Annotated in this window: 15 protein-coding genes and 1 pseudogene; 7 read left to right on the top strand and 9 right to left on the bottom strand. The window is 74.3% G+C overall.

Going from position 1 to position 18,772, the window contains the following annotated elements; genetic code table 11:
- Window positions 1-41: 41 nt before the first annotated feature.
- Together E4N63_RS06325 and E4N63_RS06330 are read left to right on the top strand one after the other, a co-directional pair.
- Window positions 42-935: a methyltransferase domain-containing protein gene (locus E4N63_RS06325; protein WP_230240172.1), complete on the top strand. Its 894-nt coding sequence runs from the start codon at window positions 42-44 to the stop codon at window positions 933-935.
- A gap of 11 nt (window positions 936-946) precedes the next feature.
- Complete coding sequence (locus E4N63_RS06330; RefSeq protein ID WP_039823353.1) at window positions 947-1,303, top strand: VOC family protein; 357 nt, start codon at window positions 947-949, stop codon at window positions 1,301-1,303.
- Window positions 1,304-1,382: 79 nt separating this feature from the next.
- Here E4N63_RS06330 and E4N63_RS06335 read toward each other — a convergent pair whose 3' ends face one another.
- From E4N63_RS06335 to E4N63_RS06370, 8 genes and pseudogenes are all read right to left on the bottom strand, one after another.
- Window positions 1,383-2,297, bottom strand: a complete 915-nt coding sequence (locus tag E4N63_RS06335; RefSeq protein WP_125626434.1) for an NADP-dependent oxidoreductase — start codon at window positions 2,295-2,297, stop codon at window positions 1,383-1,385.
- Between the two features lie 171 nt (window positions 2,298-2,468).
- Complete coding sequence (locus tag E4N63_RS06340; RefSeq protein WP_125626433.1) at window positions 2,469-3,365, bottom strand: arginase family protein; 897 nt, start codon at window positions 3,363-3,365, stop codon at window positions 2,469-2,471.
- Window positions 3,366-3,545: 180 nt separating this feature from the next.
- Complete coding sequence (locus E4N63_RS06345; RefSeq protein ID WP_228430226.1) at window positions 3,546-4,085, bottom strand: GNAT family N-acetyltransferase; 540 nt, start codon at window positions 4,083-4,085, stop codon at window positions 3,546-3,548.
- A gap of 62 nt (window positions 4,086-4,147) precedes the next feature.
- A complete protein-coding gene (locus tag E4N63_RS06350) occupies window positions 4,148-4,789 on the bottom strand; it encodes a 4'-phosphopantetheinyl transferase superfamily protein (RefSeq protein ID WP_230240173.1) in 642 nt (213 codons plus the stop codon).
- Window positions 4,790-5,161: 372 nt separating this feature from the next.
- Window positions 5,162-7,225: pseudogene (locus E4N63_RS06355) on the bottom strand (prolyl oligopeptidase family serine peptidase).
- Window positions 7,226-7,609: 384 nt separating this feature from the next.
- Window positions 7,610-9,199: a M20/M25/M40 family metallo-hydrolase gene (locus E4N63_RS06360; protein WP_230240174.1), complete on the bottom strand. Its 1,590-nt coding sequence runs from the start codon at window positions 9,197-9,199 to the stop codon at window positions 7,610-7,612.
- Window positions 9,192-10,028: a M55 family metallopeptidase gene (locus E4N63_RS06365; protein WP_230240175.1), complete on the bottom strand. Its 837-nt coding sequence runs from the start codon at window positions 10,026-10,028 to the stop codon at window positions 9,192-9,194. Before E4N63_RS06365 ends, E4N63_RS06360 begins: the two co-directional genes overlap by 8 nt.
- Before the next feature lie 219 nt (window positions 10,029-10,247).
- On the bottom strand, window positions 10,248-10,691 hold the full coding sequence (locus E4N63_RS06370; protein WP_043464001.1) for an SRPBCC family protein: 444 nt from the start codon (window positions 10,689-10,691) through the stop codon (window positions 10,248-10,250).
- Window positions 10,692-10,848: 157 nt separating this feature from the next.
- Here E4N63_RS06370 and E4N63_RS06375 point away from each other — a divergent pair, with 157 nt between their 5' ends.
- Entirely contained in the window at window positions 10,849-12,081 is a 1,233-nt protein-coding gene (locus E4N63_RS06375) for an Rv2578c family radical SAM protein (RefSeq protein ID WP_230240176.1), read from the top strand.
- Window positions 12,018-12,806 carry a peptidoglycan-binding protein gene (locus E4N63_RS06380; protein WP_230240177.1) on the top strand — a complete coding sequence of 263 codons (789 nt, stop codon included), beginning with the start codon at window positions 12,018-12,020 and terminating at the stop codon, window positions 12,804-12,806. The genes E4N63_RS06375 and E4N63_RS06380 overlap by 64 nt, the downstream gene beginning before the upstream one ends.
- An 18-nt stretch (window positions 12,807-12,824) precedes the next feature.
- Here E4N63_RS06380 and E4N63_RS06385 read toward each other — a convergent pair whose 3' ends face one another.
- On the bottom strand, window positions 12,825-13,505 hold the full coding sequence (locus tag E4N63_RS06385; protein WP_125627094.1) for a HEAT repeat domain-containing protein: 681 nt from the start codon (window positions 13,503-13,505) through the stop codon (window positions 12,825-12,827).
- 726 nt (window positions 13,506-14,231) lie between these two features.
- Between E4N63_RS06385 and E4N63_RS06390 the strand changes: the two genes are divergently transcribed.
- The 3 genes from E4N63_RS06390 to ccrA all read left to right on the top strand — a co-directional run bounded on the left by E4N63_RS06390 (window position 14,232) and on the right by ccrA (window position 18,762).
- The gene (locus E4N63_RS06390; protein ID WP_230240178.1) at window positions 14,232-16,046 is read left to right on the top strand and encodes a 3-hydroxyacyl-CoA dehydrogenase family protein; all 1,815 of its coding nucleotides are present in this window, start codon (window positions 14,232-14,234) and stop codon (window positions 16,044-16,046) included.
- A gap of 85 nt (window positions 16,047-16,131) precedes the next feature.
- Window positions 16,132-17,007 carry a TetR family transcriptional regulator gene (locus E4N63_RS06395; protein ID WP_230240179.1) on the top strand — a complete coding sequence of 292 codons (876 nt, stop codon included), beginning with the start codon at window positions 16,132-16,134 and terminating at the stop codon, window positions 17,005-17,007.
- A 417-nt stretch (window positions 17,008-17,424) separates the two neighbouring features.
- Window positions 17,425-18,762, top strand: coding sequence for a crotonyl-CoA carboxylase/reductase (gene ccrA / locus E4N63_RS06400; RefSeq protein ID WP_125625472.1), 1,338 nt, complete (start codon window positions 17,425-17,427; stop codon window positions 18,760-18,762).
- Window positions 18,763-18,772 lie beyond the last annotated feature (10 nt).

The following is an 18,772-nucleotide window of genomic DNA, read 5'->3' on the forward strand; positions in this document are numbered from 1 at the left end:
AGACTGCGGCTCCCCGCACGCCTCGACCGGAAGGGGCCGCCATGCCCGACCGCACCGACGTACGAGACGAACCGGCCGCGCGGACCGGAGCGAGCGAAGACCCCGCGAACCCGGGGCACCCGGAGACCGGGGCCGCCGTCTACACCCACGGCCACCACGAGTCGGTGCTCCGCTCGCACACCTGGCGGACCGCCGCCAACTCCGCCGCCTATCTGCTGGACGAACTCCGCCCCGGCATGAGCGTCCTTGACGTCGGCTGCGGGCCCGGCACCATCACCGCCGACCTGGCCCGGCTCGTCGCCCCCGGCCGGGTCACCGGGATCGACGCGGCCCCGGGCATCCTCGGCCGGGCCCGGTCGGTGGCCGCCGAACACGGCCTGGACACGGTCGGTTTCACCGTGGCCGACGTCTCGGATCTGCCCTTCCCCGACGGCTCCTTCGACGTCGTCCACGCCCACCAGGTACTCCAGCATGTCGGCGACCCGGTCGGCGCCCTGCGCGAGATGCGCCGCGTCTGCCGGCCCGGCGGTGTGGTGGCCGCCCGCGACTCCGACTACGCGGCCATGACCTGGTATCCCGGGTCTCCCGCCCTCGACGCCTGGCTGGACCTCTACCACCGGGTCGCCCGCGGCAACGGCGGCGAACCGGACGCCGGACGGCGGCTGCTGTCCTGGGCGCGGCAGGCCGGCTTCACCGACGTCACGGCCTCCGCCTCCGCCTGGTGCTACGCCACCGAGGAGGAACGCGCCTGGTGGAGCGGCCTGTGGGCGGACCGCACGGTGGATTCGGCCTACGCGCGTCTCGCGGTGGACGGTGGCCACGCCGGGGAGGAGGAGCTGCGCCGGATCGCCGGCGCCTGGCGGGAGTGGGGCGCGAGCCCGGACGGCTGGTTCGCCGTCCTGCACGGCGAGATCCTCTGCCGCGCCGTCAACTAGGCTCAACGGCCATGGAAATCCTGGGTACTTCACTCCGTGTCTGCGTGGACGACCTGGACGCCGCCGTCGGCGTCTACGAGCGGCTGACCGGCGAACGGGCGGTGCGCTCCCGGCGCGGCGGCGTCTCGGTCGCGGCGGTGGGCGCGTTTCTGCTGATGAGCGGGGACGAGGCCGAGCTCGAACTGCTGCGCAAGGTCACCGCCACCATCGCGGTGAAGGACGTGGACGAGGCGCACCGCACGCTCACCGAGGTGGGCGCGCGCATCCTCGCGGGACCGCTGCCCACCCCCGGGCGGAATCTGCTGGCCCTCCACCCGGACGGCTCGATCTTCGAGTACGTCGACGGCGGTGTGCCCGGGGCCCGGTGACGCCCGCGCCGCGGCGGCCCGGAGACCCCGGCCGCCGCGGAGGGGCCTCCGGGCCACCCGGCTCCGGAGCGTGGGAACGTCAGACCGTCAGGACGATCTTGCCGCGGGTGCGTCCCTCCTGGCTGAGCCGGAACGCCTCCGCGACCTGCTCCAGCGGCAGCTCCTTGTCCACGTTGACGGTGAGCTTCCCGGCGTCGGCCAGTTCACCGAGAGCGGTGAGATCGGCCGCGTCGGGCCGCACGAAGACGTAGCGGCCGCCGGCCCCGGCGATCCCCGGGTCCACGACGGACACCACGCGCGCCGCCGACTTCGCCAGGTCCAGGGAGGCCGGGATCGCGTCACCGCCCACGAAGTCGAGCGCCACGTCGACACCCTCGGGCGCCAGCTCCCGCACCCGGTCCGCCAGTCCGTCGCCGTAGGTCACCGGCTCGGCGCCGAGGGACCGCAGATAGTCGTGGTTGCGCTCACCGGCGGTACCGATGACCCGCGCGCCCCGCGCGGCCGCGATCTGCACCGCGAACGAGCCGACGCCGCCGGCCGCCGCGTGCACCAGCACGGTGTCGCCCTTGGCCGCCCCGGCGGCGCGCAGCGCCTGGTAGGCGGTGAGCCCGGCCAGCGGAACCCCGGCCGCCTGCTGCCAGCTGAGGGAGGCGGGCTTGCGGGCCAGGGTGCGGACGGGGGCGGCGACGAGCTCGGCGTAGGTCCCGAACTGCGCCACGTCCTGCCGGTTGTAGCCGATCACCTCGTCGCCCGGGGCGAACTCGGTGATCGCCGGTCCGACGGCTTCCACCACTCCGGCCACGTCCCAGCCGGGGATGAGGGGGAAGTTGGTCTGCAGGACCGGGTCGAGATAGCCGGCCGTGATCTTCCAGTCCACGGGGTTGACGCCGGCGGCCTTGACGCGGATCAGCACGCTGTCCGGCCCGACCTTCGGCTCGGGGACGTCGGTGAGCTTCGGCGTTTCGCCGTATGAGTTGATCGTCACTGCCTTCATAACGGACTCCAACAAGGCTGAGGCGGGCGGGAATTCCCGGTCACGGGCATGATCGCCGTCATCGGGGACGATTCCCGGTGACGGCCGGAGGCGGGTCGTGTGACGGCGGGGGCCGGGCCCGGAGCGGGCCGGGCAGCCGGGGCGGCAGGAGGGCGGCGGGCGGCCGTCCGGTCAGGGCTGGGCCAGAGCCGACTCCAGAAGACCGGCGAGGAGTACCGCGCCCTCGCCCTCCTGATCGAGATCGGGATCGTAGACGGTGACGTTGAGCCCGGCGCAGCGCGGTGAGCGCACCAGGGGCCGCAGCACGTCGTGGGCTTCCTCGACCGTGAGGCCGTCCGGGTCGGGGCTGTCCACGGCGGGCATCACGGTGGGGTCGAGCACATCCGCGTCGAAGTGCACCCAGAAGCCGTTGAGCGCATGGGCTTCGAGGCTCGCGAGACAGCGGTGCGCCACCTCGCCGGCCCCCTGGCGCCGGACCTCCCCGACGGTGGTGACCGGGATCTTCAGCTCGGCCAGTTCGGCGCGGTCCTCGTCGTCGTCTCGGATGCCGATGAGACGCACGTCCTCGTCCCGCACATAGGGGCGCAGCCCTTCGAGGTCGGTCAGGTCCGGCTGCCCGCGCCCGGTGGCCAGGGCCAGTTCCTCCCCGGCGGCGGCCCCGACACGGGTGGAGTTGCCGGGGTGGCGGAAGTCGGCACTGCCGTCGAGCGCGGCCAGGCCGTAGCGGCCGATGCGGCGCAGGGCGAGCGCGGCGCCGAGCTGGATGCTGCAGTCGCCGCCGAGGACCACGGGAAAGTCCCCGGCCCGTACGTGCCTCTCGATCCGGTCCGCCAGCCGGGGGGTGTACCCGGCGATGGCGGCGGCGTTGAACACCCCGTCCCCGTCCCGCCACGGGCCCCGGTCGTAGCGGGGCGGCACCACCACCCCGCCCTCCTGTGCGCCGAGCCGCTCCAGGAGCCGCTGCTCGCGCAGCGCGCCCGCGAGTTTGTAGCAGCCGGGAACCGTACCGGGGACCGGCGGTCGCAGGCCGAGATTGGACGGGGCATCGATCAGCACAGTGCGGCGCATGTCCTCACTCTGGCACGACATGCACCGGGGCAGGAGGTCTTGCTCGGCGGATCGGAGCACGCGCGTCAGGGCCGGGGCGCCCGGGCCGGGCTGCTGGTTCTCGGCACCCCGGCACGCCCGGCGATACCGGTGGGCCCGGCACGCCCGGTGCCTCGGGGCCCCGCCCCCGGAGCGCCGGCGTCAGTTCCGCGTCATCTCGGTGGTGATGGCCCACCGCTCGTGGTCGCGCCAGGCGCCGTTGATGAAGAGGAAGTCCGGGGAGAGCCCTTCCCGGCGGAAGCCGAGCCGCCGTACGAGCCGCAGGGACGGCTCGTTGCCCGGCTGGACGTTCGCCTCGATCCGGTGCAGCCCCAGTTCACCGAAGGCGTGGCGCAGCAGGAGCCGCAGGCCCTCCGCCATCAGCCCGCGTCCGGCCGCGTGGACGAACGCCCCGTAGCCCAGCGCACCGGACTGGAAGGCGCCGCGGACGATGTTGTTGACGGCGGCTCCGCCGGCGATGTCGCCGGTGTCCCGCTCGCAGAGGACGAAGCCCTCGCGGTCGGGTTCGTCGAAGCGCTGCCGGTAGGCGGTGAAGTCCTCGGGCCGGGCCGGAAGGGCGACCCAGGGGTGGTGGAACTCCGCGCTCTCCCGCGCCCGTTCCGTGAACTCCGCCATGTCCTCGTCCTGGAGGTGCCGCAGCCCCACCCGGGGTCCGGTCAGAAGATACGCATCGTCGGACACCGGGCCATCGTAGATCGACAACGGCCCGCCCGCCCCGGCAGCCCGACGGCCGGCGGCCACCGTCAGCCGCCGTCGGCCGCCGCCGGCAGCCGGGGGCAAGTCCCCCGGACGGCGCACGCGGCAGCGTACCCGGGAAGGGCGGGTATGTCGGTCAGGGTCCAGCCGGCGAGCCGCGCCGGGGTGGGGCCCGCGCCGACATAGGTCGCCGCCGGGTCCTCCGACAGCCCGGTACCGGTGCCCTTGAGGTAGGCCTCCTTCCGCGTCCAGCAGCGGGCGAAGGCGAAGGGCCGCCCGGCGGCCGGCAGCGCGGCCAGCTCGGCGCGCTCCCCCGGATGCAGGGCCGACACGACCTCGGTCACCGTCCTCTCCCCCGGGACCTCCTCCACATCGGCGCCCACCGGCACGGGGGCGAACGCCAGCAGCACGAGGTCTCCGGCGTGCGAGAGCGAGAAGTGCAGCGGGGTGCCCGGCACGGCGGGGCGCCCGTGCGGGCCCCCGCAGCCGGGGCACGGTTCCCTCGTCAGCTCCACCGAGCACGGCTCGGTGGCCAGATAGCCGCCGAGGAGCCGGCGCAGCGCCACATGCGCCACCTGGTAGCGGTCACGGTCGGGGGTCCGTACGAAGGCGTCGGCGCGCCGCCTCTCCTCCGCGTCCAGCACGGCGCGCTCCGCCTCCGCGTACGCGGCGTGCTCGGGTACCCGCACGAACCAGACCTCGGTACCGCTGTCCGGGGACCACGGCCGGCCGGGAGACCGTCCCGCCGGGTCCAGCCACCGGGGAACGGGGGACCCGGACGAGCCGGACTCCCCGGCCGGTCCCGGAGGGCGGGTGCGCCCGGGCTCCGGTCCTGTGTCCCGCGGGGCCGGGCCGCCCCGGGGCCGTCCGGAGGCGCCGTCCGGCGCGGTGCGATGTGTCATGCGCTTCCCCCTGTGTACGGCGGCCGGCTGCCGTACTGCGCCCCGTTCCCCTGTTCCCTGTTCCGTCGAGCCGGTGATCCGTACCCGTGGCCGGGCACCACAGTGACCGGGCCCGTCCACGCTCCGGCAGGGCCCGTGGCCGGCCCGGCCGGCCGCCATTCACTCCGTGCGCAGTTCCAGCCTCGGCACATCCGGCGCGGCGATGCCGAACACCCGGGTGTACAGCGCGAGTTCGGCCTCCAGCGCCCGGATCACGGTGTCACTGCGGCGGAAGCCGTGGCCCTCGCCCTCGAAGGTGATGCAGGCGTGCGGGACATCGTGCTCCGCGGCCGCCCGCCGGAATGTCTCGCACTGGTCGGGCGGGCAGATGACGTCGTCCAGGCCCTGCAGGATCAGGAAGGGTGCGGTGATCCGGCCGGCGCGGCGGAGCGGGGACCGGTTGCGGTAGCGGTCGGGGTGCTCGGCGAGGGTGCCGATCAGCCCGTCGAGGTAGTGGGACTCGAAGTCGTGGGTGCCGCCCTCGGCCCAGCTCTCCAGGTCGAGCACCGGGTAGCGGAAGGTGCCGCAGGCGTAGAGGCCGGTGCCGGCGAGCGAGGCGGCGGCCGTCCAGCCGCCGGCGCTGCCGCCGCGGATCGCGAGCCGGGCCCGGTCGGCGGTGCCCTCGGCGGCGAGGGTCTCGGCGACGGCGGCGCAGTCCTCCACGTCGACGACGCCCCACTGGCCGCGGAGCCGCTCGCGGTATTCCCGGCCGTAGCCGGTGGAACCGCCGTAGTTGACCTCGGCGACGCCGAAGCCGCGGGAGGTGAAGTAGGCGATGTCGAGGTCGAGTACGAGCGGGGCGTGGCCGGTGGGCCCGCCGTGCGCCCACACCACGAACGGCGGGAGTTCGTCCCCCGGCACGGTGTGGTCGGGGTTGTAGGGCGGGTAGATGTGCGCGTGGATCTCCCGGCCCTCGGGGCCGGTGAACGTGCGGATCTGCGGTTCGGGGTAGTAGGCGGGGTCGACCGGGTCGCGGTGCTCCGCGCCGACCACCCGGGCGTGGCCGGTGGCGGTGTCCAGCTCGACGACCTCGTACGCGCTGCGCGGGCTGGCGGCCACCCCGATGACCCGGGTGTCCTGCACGGCCAGGGCCGGGTCCCACTCGGACCACGGGCCGGGGGCGTCGTAGAGGTCGCCGCTCTCCGGGTCCAGGACGCCGAGGGAAGTGGCGCCGCAGCCGTGCACCACGGCGACCAGGCCGGTGGGCAGCGGGGCGAACCAGCGGCTGCCGATCTTCCACAGCGGGCCGCCGAACTCCTCCTCGCGGGGGCAGAGGGAGACGACGGTCACCTCGCCGGCCGGCGAACCGGTGGCGCTGTCCCCGAGGCCCGTGCCGGTCCCGGGGCCGTCGGGGGCGGGCCGACCCCGGGCCGGTGATCCGGTAGAGGTTCCACCAGCCGCTGCGGTCGGAGACGGCGAGCAGACCGCCGTCGGGGGCCCACTCGGCCTGCGGTACGGACTCCGCGGGGCCGCCGAGCACGGTGCGCGCCCGCTCGAAGGTCCCGTCCGGCGCCACCTCGGCAACCCGCAGTTCGGTGCCGTCCCAGGGCATGTTCGGGTGGTCCCAGGCGATCCAGGCCACGCGGCCCCCGTCCGGGGACAGCCGGGCCGCGGTGACGAACCGGTGTCTGTCGTCGCTGAGTTCGCGGACCGCCCCGCGGTCCTCCGCGGCCGAGCCGTCCAGCGGGACGGCGGCGATGACGCGCCGTACGTCGCCGGGGGCCTCACCGGTGTACTCCTCCAGGACGCACCACACCTCGCCGCGCTCCGGGTGCAGCCACAGGTCGGCCCAGCGCAACCCGCCGCCGATGGCGGAGAGCGGGGTCAGCGGGCGGGGCCCGGGGCACCGGGGTCATCGGGTTCGTAGGCGTAGAGCCGCTGGTCGGCGAAGTGGACGAAGACGACGAGCGGACCGCGCCGCCCCCGCGCGGTTCCGGCCCAGGGGGTACCGCCGTACTCCATGACGCGGCTGCGGACGTTCCACGGGGCGGGGAGGACGGCTTCCTCGGTTCCGTCGGGCCGGCGGCGGACCAGGGTGCGGCGGCCGCCCTCGGCCGGGCGGGGCGCGGTCCACCACACCTCGTCGCCCACGGTGCCCGGATACTCCGGCCGCCCGTCGTGGACCGCGGCGAGCTCGGCATCGATGGGGGACCGCCATGTGCCGTACGGGGCCGTGGACACCATTTCCCAACGCCTCCTGCGTGCTGTCCTAGCTCAACTCCGCCGGGATGGTCACGCCCGGCGCCGGTACCCGTCCCCGAGCCCTGGCCCTCCCACCCCGCGAGCACCCCCGGTGCACCCCTCCGCCGCCCGCCCGCACCAGCGCGGGCCCCGGCGGTCCGTCGGCTCCCCCCACTCCGGCCGGCCGCTCCTTCCGTTGCCTCCACCTCTTCACCACGGCGCGGTGGTTCAACCCACCCGGCCGCGTATTCCGCCGCCGTTCGGCGCACGGACCCCCGGCGTCCGGGATCCGCTCCGCCCCCGGCGGCCGCGCCGGGAGGGGCCCGCACCGCTCCACTACCCGTGGCGGGGCCACTCACCCCACCCCGGGCCGCGGCCCGGCGCCGCTCACCCCGGTACCCCGGCCGGCCCGGACGATGCCGGTGCCGCCGCGCCCGTTTCCGGCTCGGCCCGTCCCGGGCTCCGGAGCAGAAACCGGTCGAGGACCCGGACGCCGAACCGCAGGGCCTCGGCGGGGACGCGCTCGTCGACGCCGTGGAAGAGGGCCGCGTAGTCGAGGCCCTCGGGCAGCTTCAGCGGTGAGAAGCCGTAGCCGGTGATCCCGAGCCGGGAGAACTGCTTGGCGTCCGTGCCCCCCGACATGCAGTACGGCACGGCCCTGCCACCCGGGTCGAAATGCTCGACGGCCTCTCTCATGGCGCGGAAGGTCGGTGAGTCGACCGGTGCCCCGAGCGGGACCTCCCGGTGGTGGAACTCCCAGTCGACATCGGGGCCGGTGAGCCGGTCGAGGGTCTGCCGGAACTCCTCCTCGCCGCCGGGCACCATCCGGCCGTCCACGAAGGCGGTGGCGCTGCCGGGGATGACGTTGACCTTGTAACCGGCGCTGAGCATGGTCGGGTTGGTGCTGTTGCGGAGGGTCGCCTCGACCAGCGCCGCGGCCCGGCCCAGCCGCTCCAGCAACGGGCGGGGGTCGAACCCGGGGGTGTCCAGGTCGAGTTCGGGGGCGTCCGGCGGAACGCCGTACAGCGCGGCGATCTCGGTGAGGGCGGCCCGCACGGTCGGGGTGATGCGGAGCGGCCAGGTGTGCTCGCCGATGCGGCCGACGGCGGCGGCCAGCCGGCTGACGGCGTTGGCCCGGTTGACCTTGGAGCCGTGCCCGGCTCTGCCCCGCGCGGTGAGTTCGAGCCAGGCGGTGCCCCGCTCACCCGCCGCGATGGGGTAGAGCCGCATACCGGAGTCGGCGTGGAAGGTGAAGGCCCCCGATTCGCTGACGCCTTCGGTGCAGCCCTCGAACAGCTCCGGGTGGGAGTCGGCGAGGAAGCCGGAGCCGTACTCGGCGCTGTCCTCCTCGTCGGCGGTGAAGGCCAGGACGAGGTCGCGGCGCGGGCGGTGGCCGGTCCGTGCCCAGGAGCGCACGAGCGCGAGGATCATCGCGTCCGCGTTCTTCATGTCGACGGCGCCCCGGCCCCAGACGACGCCGTCCCGGATCTCGCCCGAGAAGGGGTGCACGGTCCAGTCGGCGGGCTCGGCGGGCACCACGTCCAGATGGCCGTGGACGAGCAGGGCCTCCGCGTCCCGGTCGCTGCCCGCGACCCGGGCGACCACGTTCGTGCGGCCCGGCGCCTTCTCCAGCAGCACCGGTTCCAGGCCCGCCTCGGCGAGCCGCTCGGCCACGTACTCGGCGGCCGGGCGTTCGCAGCCGTCGCCGCGGCCGCGGTTGGTGGTGTCGATGCGGATCAGCTCGGAGGTGAAGGTCACCACCTCCTCCAGCGCCCGCTCGTCCACCCCGCCCGCCGGCGGCACCACCGGCGGACCGGACTGGGCCGCGCCCCCGTGGACCGGCCCGGCCGCGCCCGTGCCGTGCACCGCCCCGCCGTTCGACACCGCTCCGTCCGACGCCGCGCCGGGCGCTTCCGTCCCTGGTCCGCCCGCGCCCGGGGCCCGTGGGGCGGTACCGGGGGCCGCTGTGTCAGCCATACTGCTCCTCCACCGCTGCCGACACGACGGTCGTGACCGCCTTGAAGCAGCGGATTCCCTCGTACATGGTGTCGCTGGTATAGGCGGCCCGGCGCTCGCCGGTGCGCTCCACCCCGGGCACGACGGTCGCCGCGCCCACCAGATGATCCGCGTCGAATTCCATCTCGACGGTGAACGGGCCCGCGTCCCGCGCCGGCTCCTGCCGTATCGCGAGCACGGCCGCCTCCTGCGCCGCGGCCCTGATGTCCGCGGCCGTGCGGGCGGGCGGGCGGCAGACGGCGGCATAGCGCGAGACGCAGTCCTTGACGGCCACGGCGCGGGCCCCGGGGGCGTACCCCCGGGCGTCCTCACAGGTGCGGTCGTCGCCGGTGACCAGCACCACGGGCGTGCCGAACTCCGCCACCACCCGCGAGTTGAGCAGTCCTTCGCTCGCCCGGACGCCGTTGAGCCAGACCCCGGTGAGGGAGTTGGCGAGGTAGGTGTGCGCGAGGACGCCCTCCGTGCCCGCGCCGGTGTGGTAGCCGACGAAGGCGACTCCGTCCACATCGCCCCGCTGCACGCCCTCGACCATGCTCAGCTCCTTGTGCCGGCCGGTGAGCATCACCGCGCGCTCGTCGAGCCGCTCCAGGAGGAGGTTGCGCATGGTCCAGTGCGCCTCGTTGACGACGACCTCGTCCGCCCCGCCGTCGAAGAACCCGGCCACCGCGGCGTTGACGTCCGAGGTGAACATCCGGCGGCAGCGCTGCCACTGCTCATGGCCCGGCAGGACGTCGGCGGGCCAGGTGACGCCCGTCGCGCCCTCCATATCGGCGGAGATGAGGATCTTCATGCCCGAAACCGTACGCGGTGCCGAAGAGCCCTGCCATGCCTGTGGATAACCCACCGTCACCCCGTCCCGGACCGCCCTGCCGCCCTCTGCGCCACCGCGGAGGAACGGCCCGCCGCTTCCGGTGCGTTCACCCGGCCGGGTGAGATCGCGCGGGCGGCGGCAAGCCGGGCACCTCCGGGCGCACGGCCCCCGCCGCCCCTTCCGCTCCCCGGCGGCCGCCTACTTCTCGACTTCGGCCGCGAGCCGCGCCAGCACGGCGTCGTAGATCCTGCCGAGCCCCTTGGGCGCGAAGGTCCGCTCGAAGAAGCCGCCGACGCCGCCCGCACCGTCCCAGACGGTGGTCACCCGTACCGTGGACTTCCCCTCGCCGGCCGGGGTCACCGTCCAGGTGGTCAGCATCGAGGAGTTGCGGTCCTTCTCGGCGAGCTGCCCGGCGGTCGGCTCGGTGACCTCCAGCAGGCAGTCGCGGACGCGCTTGCTGGTGGCCTGCAGCCGCCAGTGCACCAGCGTGCCCGCGCCGCGGCCGCCCTCGCGCACCTCGTACTCGCTGAACTGCTCGGGCAGCAGCCGGGCGCGGGTGCCGGAGTAGTCCGCGATCGCCTCGAACACCGCCTCGGGTGCCGCCGCGATGATCCGCTCCGTCGTGGCCTCGACCTGCGCCATGTTCCGTCCTCCAGTCGGTCGCCGGCCCACACGGGCCGGTCGTCTTCCGCACAGCCAACCACCGGAGGGGGACACGCCCAAATCGGATCCTGCTGGCGTTATTCGAATGCATGTTCTAACTTGTGGGAACAGGTACGGACGGAAGGAGCGTGGGAACATGCGCTGGGACGGCCTGAGCCATGACGACTCCTCCGGAGCCCCCGCCCTCTTCGGCACCGACGCCGTCACACGGACCTTCGACACCCCCGAGTTCCGGGGCATCACCTTCCACGAGATCCGCGCCCGCTCGATCCTCAACCGCGTGCCCGGGGCCTCCCGGATGCCGTTCGAATGGACGCTCAACCCGTACCGCGGCTGCTCCCACGCCTGCGTCTACTGCTTCGCCCGCAAGACGCACAGCTATCTGGACCTCGACACCGGCCTCGGCTTCGACTCGCAGATCGTCGTCAAGGTCAACGCCCCCGACCTGCTCCGCCGCGAACTGGCGTCCCGCCGCTGGCAGGGAGAGCACATCGCGATGGGCACCAACGTCGACTGCTACCAGCGCGCGGAGGGCCGCTACCGGCTCATGCCCGGCATCCTCGCCGCGCTGCGCGACCACGCCAACCCGTTCTCGATCCTCACCAAGGGCACGCTGATCCTCCGCGACCTCGACCTGCTGCGGCAGGCGGCCGAGGTGACGGACGTCGGCACCTCCGTCTCCGTCGGCTTCACCGACCGCGAGCTGTGGCGGACCGTCGAGCCCGGCACCCCCTCCCCCGAACGCCGGCTGGAGGTCTGCCGCACCCTCACCGCGAACGGCATCCCCTGCTCCGTACTGATGGCCCCGGTCATCCCCTATCTCAGCGACTCACCGGAGCAGTTGCGGGAGACCGTGCGCGCCGTCGCCGCGGCGGGCGCCGGATCGGTGACCCCGCTGGTGCTCCATCTGCGGCCCGGCGCCCGCGAATGGTTCATGGAGTGGCTCGCCCGGCACCACCCCCGTCTGGTGCGGCGCTACGAGGTGCTGTACGCCGACGGCGCCTACGCGCCCACCTGGTACCAGCGCCAGATCACCCGGCGGGTGCACGAACTGGCGGACGAGTACGGCATCGGCCCCTCCCACCCCGGCGCCGCCCGCCGCCCCCGCGGGCCGGCTCCGGCGCCGGAGCCCGTCGGGCCCCGCGCCCGGGCCCACCCAACTGACCCTCCTCTGACCGCACTCGGCCCCGCCTCCCGCCCCGCCGGGCCGCTGCCGCTACCGCGGATGAGTCTCCCCGGGCCCGCGTCCGTACCACAGGACGGCGGCGTGGCGGGCGCGCCGGCGAGGGAGCGAGGGAGGCCGACGTGGACAGCGGTGACGAGTCCGGGCAGCCGCGGCGGCGCCGGGTGGTCGAGCCGACCAGAGTGATCAGTTCGCGGCGGAGCAGCCGGCTGGAGGACCTCGAACTCTTCCGCCCGGAGCCGGCCGCCGGAGACCCGTCCGGCGGCCCCGCAGGCGTTCCGGCGGACGACCCGCCGACCGAACAGCTGCCCGGATCCCCTCTCCCCGGGACCGGCACCGGGTCCGCCGCCGGCTTCGGGGCGTCCGGAAACTCCCCCGGCCCCGGGAGCACCACGGGCACCACAGGCACCCCCGGCCACCCGCGGACCCGGGTCCTGCCCGGCATGTTCCCCCCGTCACCCGGTGCGGCGCCGGGGCTCCGCGGGCTCTTCGCTGGGCGGCGCCCCTCCACCCGTACGGCCGGTTTCCTCGCCGCGGGCGCGGGCGCGGCCGTGCTGGTGGTCCTGCTGCTCACCCGGGGCGGTGCGGAGACGACGGCGCCCGGGACCGCGGCTCCCCCGGCCCCCTCGGCCGCTCCCGCCGAGCCCACGGCGATACCGCAGCCGCCGACCGAGGCGGAGCCGGAGGGCGGCGGCGTCCTCCAGCCGGGCGACAGCGGGCCGGCGGTCTCCGAACTCCAGGACCGGCTCTCGAGAATCCCGAACGTCTACACCGAGCGCGGAGCCGACGGCCAGTACGACGACGTGCTCACCGAGGCCGTGGCCCGGTTCCAGCTCTGGTACGGCATCCGCGGCGACGAGGAGGGGGTCTACGGCGACGACACCCGCCGCGACCTGGAGTCCCGCACCTGAGCCGGCCGCACGGCGGTGTCAGGTCTTCCCCGCCGGCCCCGTCCTGGTGAGCCGCCCCAGTGCCGCGGAGGCCGCGGGCGCGAGCCGGGGATGCTCCCGGGCCGCGTTCAGCACCGGGATCGCCCGCCGGTCACCGAGCACCGCCAGCCCCTCGACGCAGGCCATCGCGATCTGCCCGTACCCGGCCGGCCCGCCGCGCCGGGAGGAACCCACCAGCCGTTCCAGGGTGGTGATCAGGGCCGGTACGGACTCGGGGGCCCGCAGCGCCGTCAGCAGCCGCACCGGGTGCAGGGCGTAGGCGGTGCGCAGCGGGTTGGTGGCCAGCGCGGCGGCGGCCCGCGCGGTCCGGGGGTCGCCGAGCCGGGCGAGGGAGTGCGCCGCTATGGCGCAGCGGCCCGGGTCGCGGTGGTTGAGGAGCAGGACGAGGGTCTCGAAGGCGCGCCGGTCGCCGCGGCAGCCGAGGGTGAAGGCGGCCAGTTCTCGGGCCCACAGGGGCTGTCCGGGGCGGGTGAGCACGGCGGCCAGTTCGTCCAGGGCGGCGGTCCCGCCCGCGCCGGAGAGTGTTCTGCGGGCGAGCGCGGCGAGGGTGCCGCAGGCCGCGGTCTCCCCGGCCCGGGCCGCTTCGCGGCTCACCCGTTCCAGCAGCGTGCCGAGCGCCGCCCGGTCCTCGCGTCGCGCCGTATGGCCACCGGCCGCCATGCCCTTTCCCCCTCCCACCACGGTGCCGGACGCCCCGGCACCGGACCGTCCCGCACGGGCGCGGCTCCCGGCACCGGCGGGTTTAACGTCTCTACCCGGCCGGGGCCCCGCGGTCACTTCCGGACCGGGGTGACCTTCCGTGTATCGCCGTACGGACGCCGGGCCGCCGGACCATCCGCCCCAGGTGTCCCGCCCGGCACCACCGCCCCGGCACCACGGCGGTCCCGGCCGCCGGCGCCACGCCCCCGCCGTCCCGCCCCACCGCCGCCATCTCCCCGCCGCGGCCCGCCCTCGCCACCGCCCCACCGCTCACTTGTGAGCGGCGCAGATCACATGGGCGCAGGGGTGGCGCGGAACGAACGGTCCGCCTACCCTCGTCGCAGGAGTCCGTACGCCGCCACAGCGGCCGGTGCGGACCCGTTTCCGGTGGCCTGGTGACGCAGCCGCCGGAGGCACCGCCGGTCCGGCCCGGTTTCTCCGCCGGCCCGGCAGCACGGCGCGGTCCCGGGGACAGGGCCCGCCGATGTCCCGCCGGGCGTCCGCGCCCGCCCGGGGCGAGTTCCGCAGTGCCCGACCATCCGCAGCGCCTGAACAGGCGGTGCCCGTCTCGGGGCGCACGCCCGACTCCCCAGCCACGCACGCCCGTTCGGCGCCCGCAGGCCCCGTCCTCCTCAGTCGTCACTCTCCCCGCCCGACATGTCCGGGGATTACCTTCTGGAGTCCGCGATGGACCGCAATCCCACTCCCGATTCCGCTGCTCCCGCCGTCACCCTTCCCGTCGTGGCCGTCGTCGGCCTCGGCACCATGGGGACCGGCATCGCCGAGGTCCTGGCCCGTGCCGGCCGCGAGGTCATCGGCATCGACATCAGCGAGGCCGCCGCCCGCGACGCCGTGGCGGCCCTGGAGCGCTCGACCGCGCACGCCGTGGCCCGCGAGCGGATCACCGAGCAGGAGCGGCAGGACATGCTCGCCCGCTTCCGCACCTTCTCCGACCTCCAGGCCGCGGCCGACGCCGACCTCGTCATCGAGGTGGTGCCGGAGGAGTACGAGACCAAGCGCGAGGTGTTCACCGCGCTCGACGGCATCGTCCGCCCCGAGGCCGTCCTGGCCACCGGCACCAACGCGCTCTCCGTGACCCGGCTCGCCGCCGACTCGGCCCGCCCCGAGCGGGTGCTGGGCCTGCACTTCTTCAACCCGGCCCCGGCGATGAAGCTCGTCGAGGTGGTCTCCACGGTGCTGACCGCCCCGGCCGCCACGGCCGCGGTGACTACACTCGCCCGCGAGCTGGGCAAGGAGCCGGTGGCGGTCGGCGACCGTCCCGGCTTCCTCGCCGACGGCCTGCTGTTCGGCTACCTCAACCAGGCCGCGGCGATGTACGAGGCCAAGTACGCCACCCGCGAGGACATCGACGCCGCCATGCGGCTGGGCTGCGGCCTGCCGATGGGCCCGCTCGCGCTGCTGGACCTGATCGGCATCGACACCGCGCGCACCGTCCTGGAGGCCATGTACGCCGAGTCCGGCGACCGGCTGCACGCCCCGTCCCCGGTCCTCAAGCAGCTGAGCGCCGCCGGGCTGACCGGCCGCAAGACGGGGCGCGGCTTCTACAGCTACGAGGCGCCGGGCAGCGGCACCGTCGTCCCGGACGAGCTGACGCCGGCCGCGGACGCGGCGGCCGTCGCGGGCCGCCCCGTGAGCAGTGTGGGCGTGGCCGGCTCGGGCACCATGGCGAGCGGTATCGCCGAGGTGTTCGCCAAGGCCGGTTACGACGTGGTGCTCGCCGCGCGCGGCCAGGAGAAGGCCGACAAGGCCAAGGCCCGCATCGCCAAGTCCCTGGGCCGGTCCGTGGACAAGGGCCGGATGACGGCCGAGGCGCGGGACGAGACGCTGGCCCGGATCACCCCGGCCGGCTCGCTCGACGCCTTCGCCGACGTCGACCTGGCCGTGGAGGCCGTGGCCGAGGACCTCGCCGTCAAGCAGCAGCTCTTCGGCACCCTCGACAAGGTCTGCAAGCCGGGCGCGGTGCTCGCCACCACCACCTCCAGCCTGCCGGTCGTGGCCTGTGCCCGGGCGACCTCCCGACCGCAGGACGTCATCGGGATGCACTTCTTCAACCCCGCCCCGGCGATGAAACTGGTCGAGGTGGTCCGCACGGTGCTCACCGCGGACGACGTCCACGCGACGGTCCGCGAGGTCTGCGCCAAGGTCCGCAAGCACCCCGTGGACTGCGGCGACCGCGCCGGGTTCATCGTCAACGCGCTGCTGTTCCCGTACCTCAACAACGCGGTCAAGATGGTCCAGGAGCACTACGCGACGCTGGACGACATCGACGCGGCGATGAAGCTCGGCGGCGGCTACCCGATGGGCCCGTTCCAGCTGCTGGACGTGGTCGGCCTGGACGTCTCCCTGGCCATCCAGAAGGTGCTGCACAACGAGTTCCGCGAGCCGGGCCTGGCGCCGGCGCCGCTCCTGGAGCACCTGGTCGCGGCGGGCTGCCTGGGCCGCAAGACGGGGCGCGGCTTCCGCGAGTATGCGAGGGCCTGACCGGTCCCGGGGCTGGGGCGGACTGCTGGATCCCGGCGGCGGTCCGTCCCGGCACGGCCCCGAGGAGGCGTGTTACGTTCCCCACATGTCCCATCCCGTGAAGTCCGCCCGCCCCCCGCGCACGGCCGTGAAAGGCCCGTCAAACCAGGACAGTTCGGACACAACCGGCAATCGCCGCGCCGCCGCCCAGCGGCTCACCATGCGGCGGAAGCTGGCGGCCGCGGCGATGGAGCTCTTCGCGACCAAGGGCTACGAGGCCACGACGGTGGACGAGATCGCCGCCGCGGCCGGGGTCGCCCGGCGCACCTTCTTCCGGCATTTCCGCTCCAAGGAAGAGGCGATCTTCCCGGACCACGACGACACCCTGGTCCGGGCGGAGGCGGTGCTGGCGGCGGCCCCGCCCGAGGAGCATCCGCTGGACACGGTCTGCCGGGGCATCAAGGAGGTCATGCGGATGTACGCGGCCTCCCCGGCCGTGTCCGTGGAGCGCTACCGCCTCACCCGCGAGGTGCCCACACTGCGGGAGCGGGAGATCGCCTCGGTGGCCCGCTACGAGCGGCTGTTCACGCGCTATCTGCTGGGCCACTTCGACGAGCGGGCCCACCGGGACGGCGACGACGACCCGCTGCTCGCCGAGGTCGCCGCCTCGGCGGTGGTGACGGCCCACAACCACGTGCTGCGTCGCTGGCTGCGGGCCGGCGGGGAGGGCGATGTGGAGGCGCAGCTGGACCGGGCCTTCGCGATCGTCCGGGAGACCTTCGGCAGCGGCATCGGCAGCGCGGTGCGGCCCGCGGCGGAGGAGGTCGCGGACGGGCCGGCCGCCGGGGATTCCGCCGGGCGGCCGCGGACTCCGGCGGTGACGGCCTCGGCGACCGACGAGGTACTGGTCACCGTGGCCCGTACGGACGCCCCGCTCAGCGAGGTCATCCGCACCATCGAGCGGGCCCTCAAGAAGGACTGACCTCCCGGCCCCGCACTCCGGCAGAACGGCCGCCCCGGGCGGCCGTTCTGCCGTCTCCCCGCCCTCCCCGCGCCCCCACGCCTCTCACGCCTCTCACGCTCTCCGCTCATGTGCGCGCCCCTTGCGACGGGTGAGAGAAATTCTTGGCACGCAGTGTCTTGTCGAGTGGCACGCCGTGCCATACGGTGGTGCTCGTCCGGGGCGCTGTCCCCACGGCTCCCGCCGTGTGCCCCGGCGCCTGCGTCACAGGCATTCCCGGACCCGTCCGGGACCACAAAAGAGCGCTCACCAGCGCCGCCACAGCACCACCCGTGCGGACCGCATGGCGAGCCGCACACCGTGCCGCCCCGGCGGCACAGTGACAAGACCCCAGCGTTCCCTCAAGCGTCCCCAAACGCTTCGCCGGAGGCCCCAACCGTGAATGAGATCCTGGACGCAATCGTCGCGGACGGTACGACGTCCGCCGACTTCGCCGCCCTGCAGCTGCCCGAGTCCTACCGGGCCATGACCGTCCACAAGGACGAGCAGGAGATGTTCGCCGGCGTCGAGAGCCGCGACAAGGACCCCCGCAAGTCCCTGCACCTGGACGACGTGCCGGTGCCCGAGCTCGGCCCGGGCGAGGCCCTCGTCGCCGTGATGGCCAGCTCCGTCAACTACAACTCGGTCTGGACCTCGATCTTCGAGCCCGTCTCGACCTTCGGTTTCCTGGAGCGGTACGGCCGGCTCTCCCCGCTCACCAAGCGGCACGACCTGCCGTACCACATCATCGGCTCCGACCTCTCCGGCGTCGTGCTCCGCACCGGCCCCGGCGTCAACGCCTGGAAGCCCGGTGACGAGGTCGTCGCGCACTGCCTCTCCGTGGAGCTGGAGTCCGCCGACGGCCACAACGACACCATGCTCGACCCCGAGCAGCGCATCTGGGGCTTCGAGACCAACTTCGGCGGCCTCGCCGAGATCGCCCTGGTCAAGTCCAACCAGCTGATGCCGAAGCCCGGCCACCTCAGCTGGGAGGAGGCGGCGGCCCCCGGCCTGGTGAACTCCACCGCCTACCGCCAGCTCGTCTCCCGCAACGGCGCCGGCATGAAGCAGGGCGACAACGTCCTCATCTGGGGCGCCAGCGGCGGCCTCGGCTCCTACGCCACCCAGTTCGCGCTGGCCGGCGGCGCCAACCCGATCTGCGTCGTCTCCAGCGACCAGAAGGCGGACATCTGCCGCTCGATGGGCGCCGAGGCGATCATCGACCGCAACGCCGAGGGCTACAAGTTCTGGAAGGACGAGCACCACCAGGACCCGCGCGAGTGGAAGCGCTTCGGCAAGCGCATCCGCGAGCTCACCGGCGGCGAGGACGTGGACATCGTCTTCGAGCACCCGGGCCGCGAGACCTTCGGCGCCTCGGTCTACGTCACCCGCAAGGGCGGCACCATCGTCACCTGCGCCTCGACCTCCGGCTACAACCACGAGTACGACAACCGCTACCTGTGGATGTCGCTCAAGAAGATCGTCGGCTCGCACTTCGCCAACTACCGCGAGGCGTGGGAGGCCAACCGCCTGATCGCCAAGGGCAAGATCCATCCCACGCTGTCGAAGACGTACAGCCTGGAGGAGACCGGCCAGGCCGCGTACGACGTGCACCGCAACCTCCACCAGGGCAAGGTCGGCGTGCTCGCCCTCGCCCCCGAGGAGGGCATGGGCGTCCGCGACCACGAGATGCGCGCCAAGCACCTCGACGCCATCAACCGCTTCCGGAACGTCTGAGACGGGTCTT

The sequence above is a fragment of the Streptomyces sp. MNU89 genome, from assembly GCF_020982505.1.
GTDB classification, from domain to species: domain Bacteria; phylum Actinomycetota; class Actinomycetes; order Streptomycetales; family Streptomycetaceae; genus Streptomyces; species Streptomyces xinghaiensis.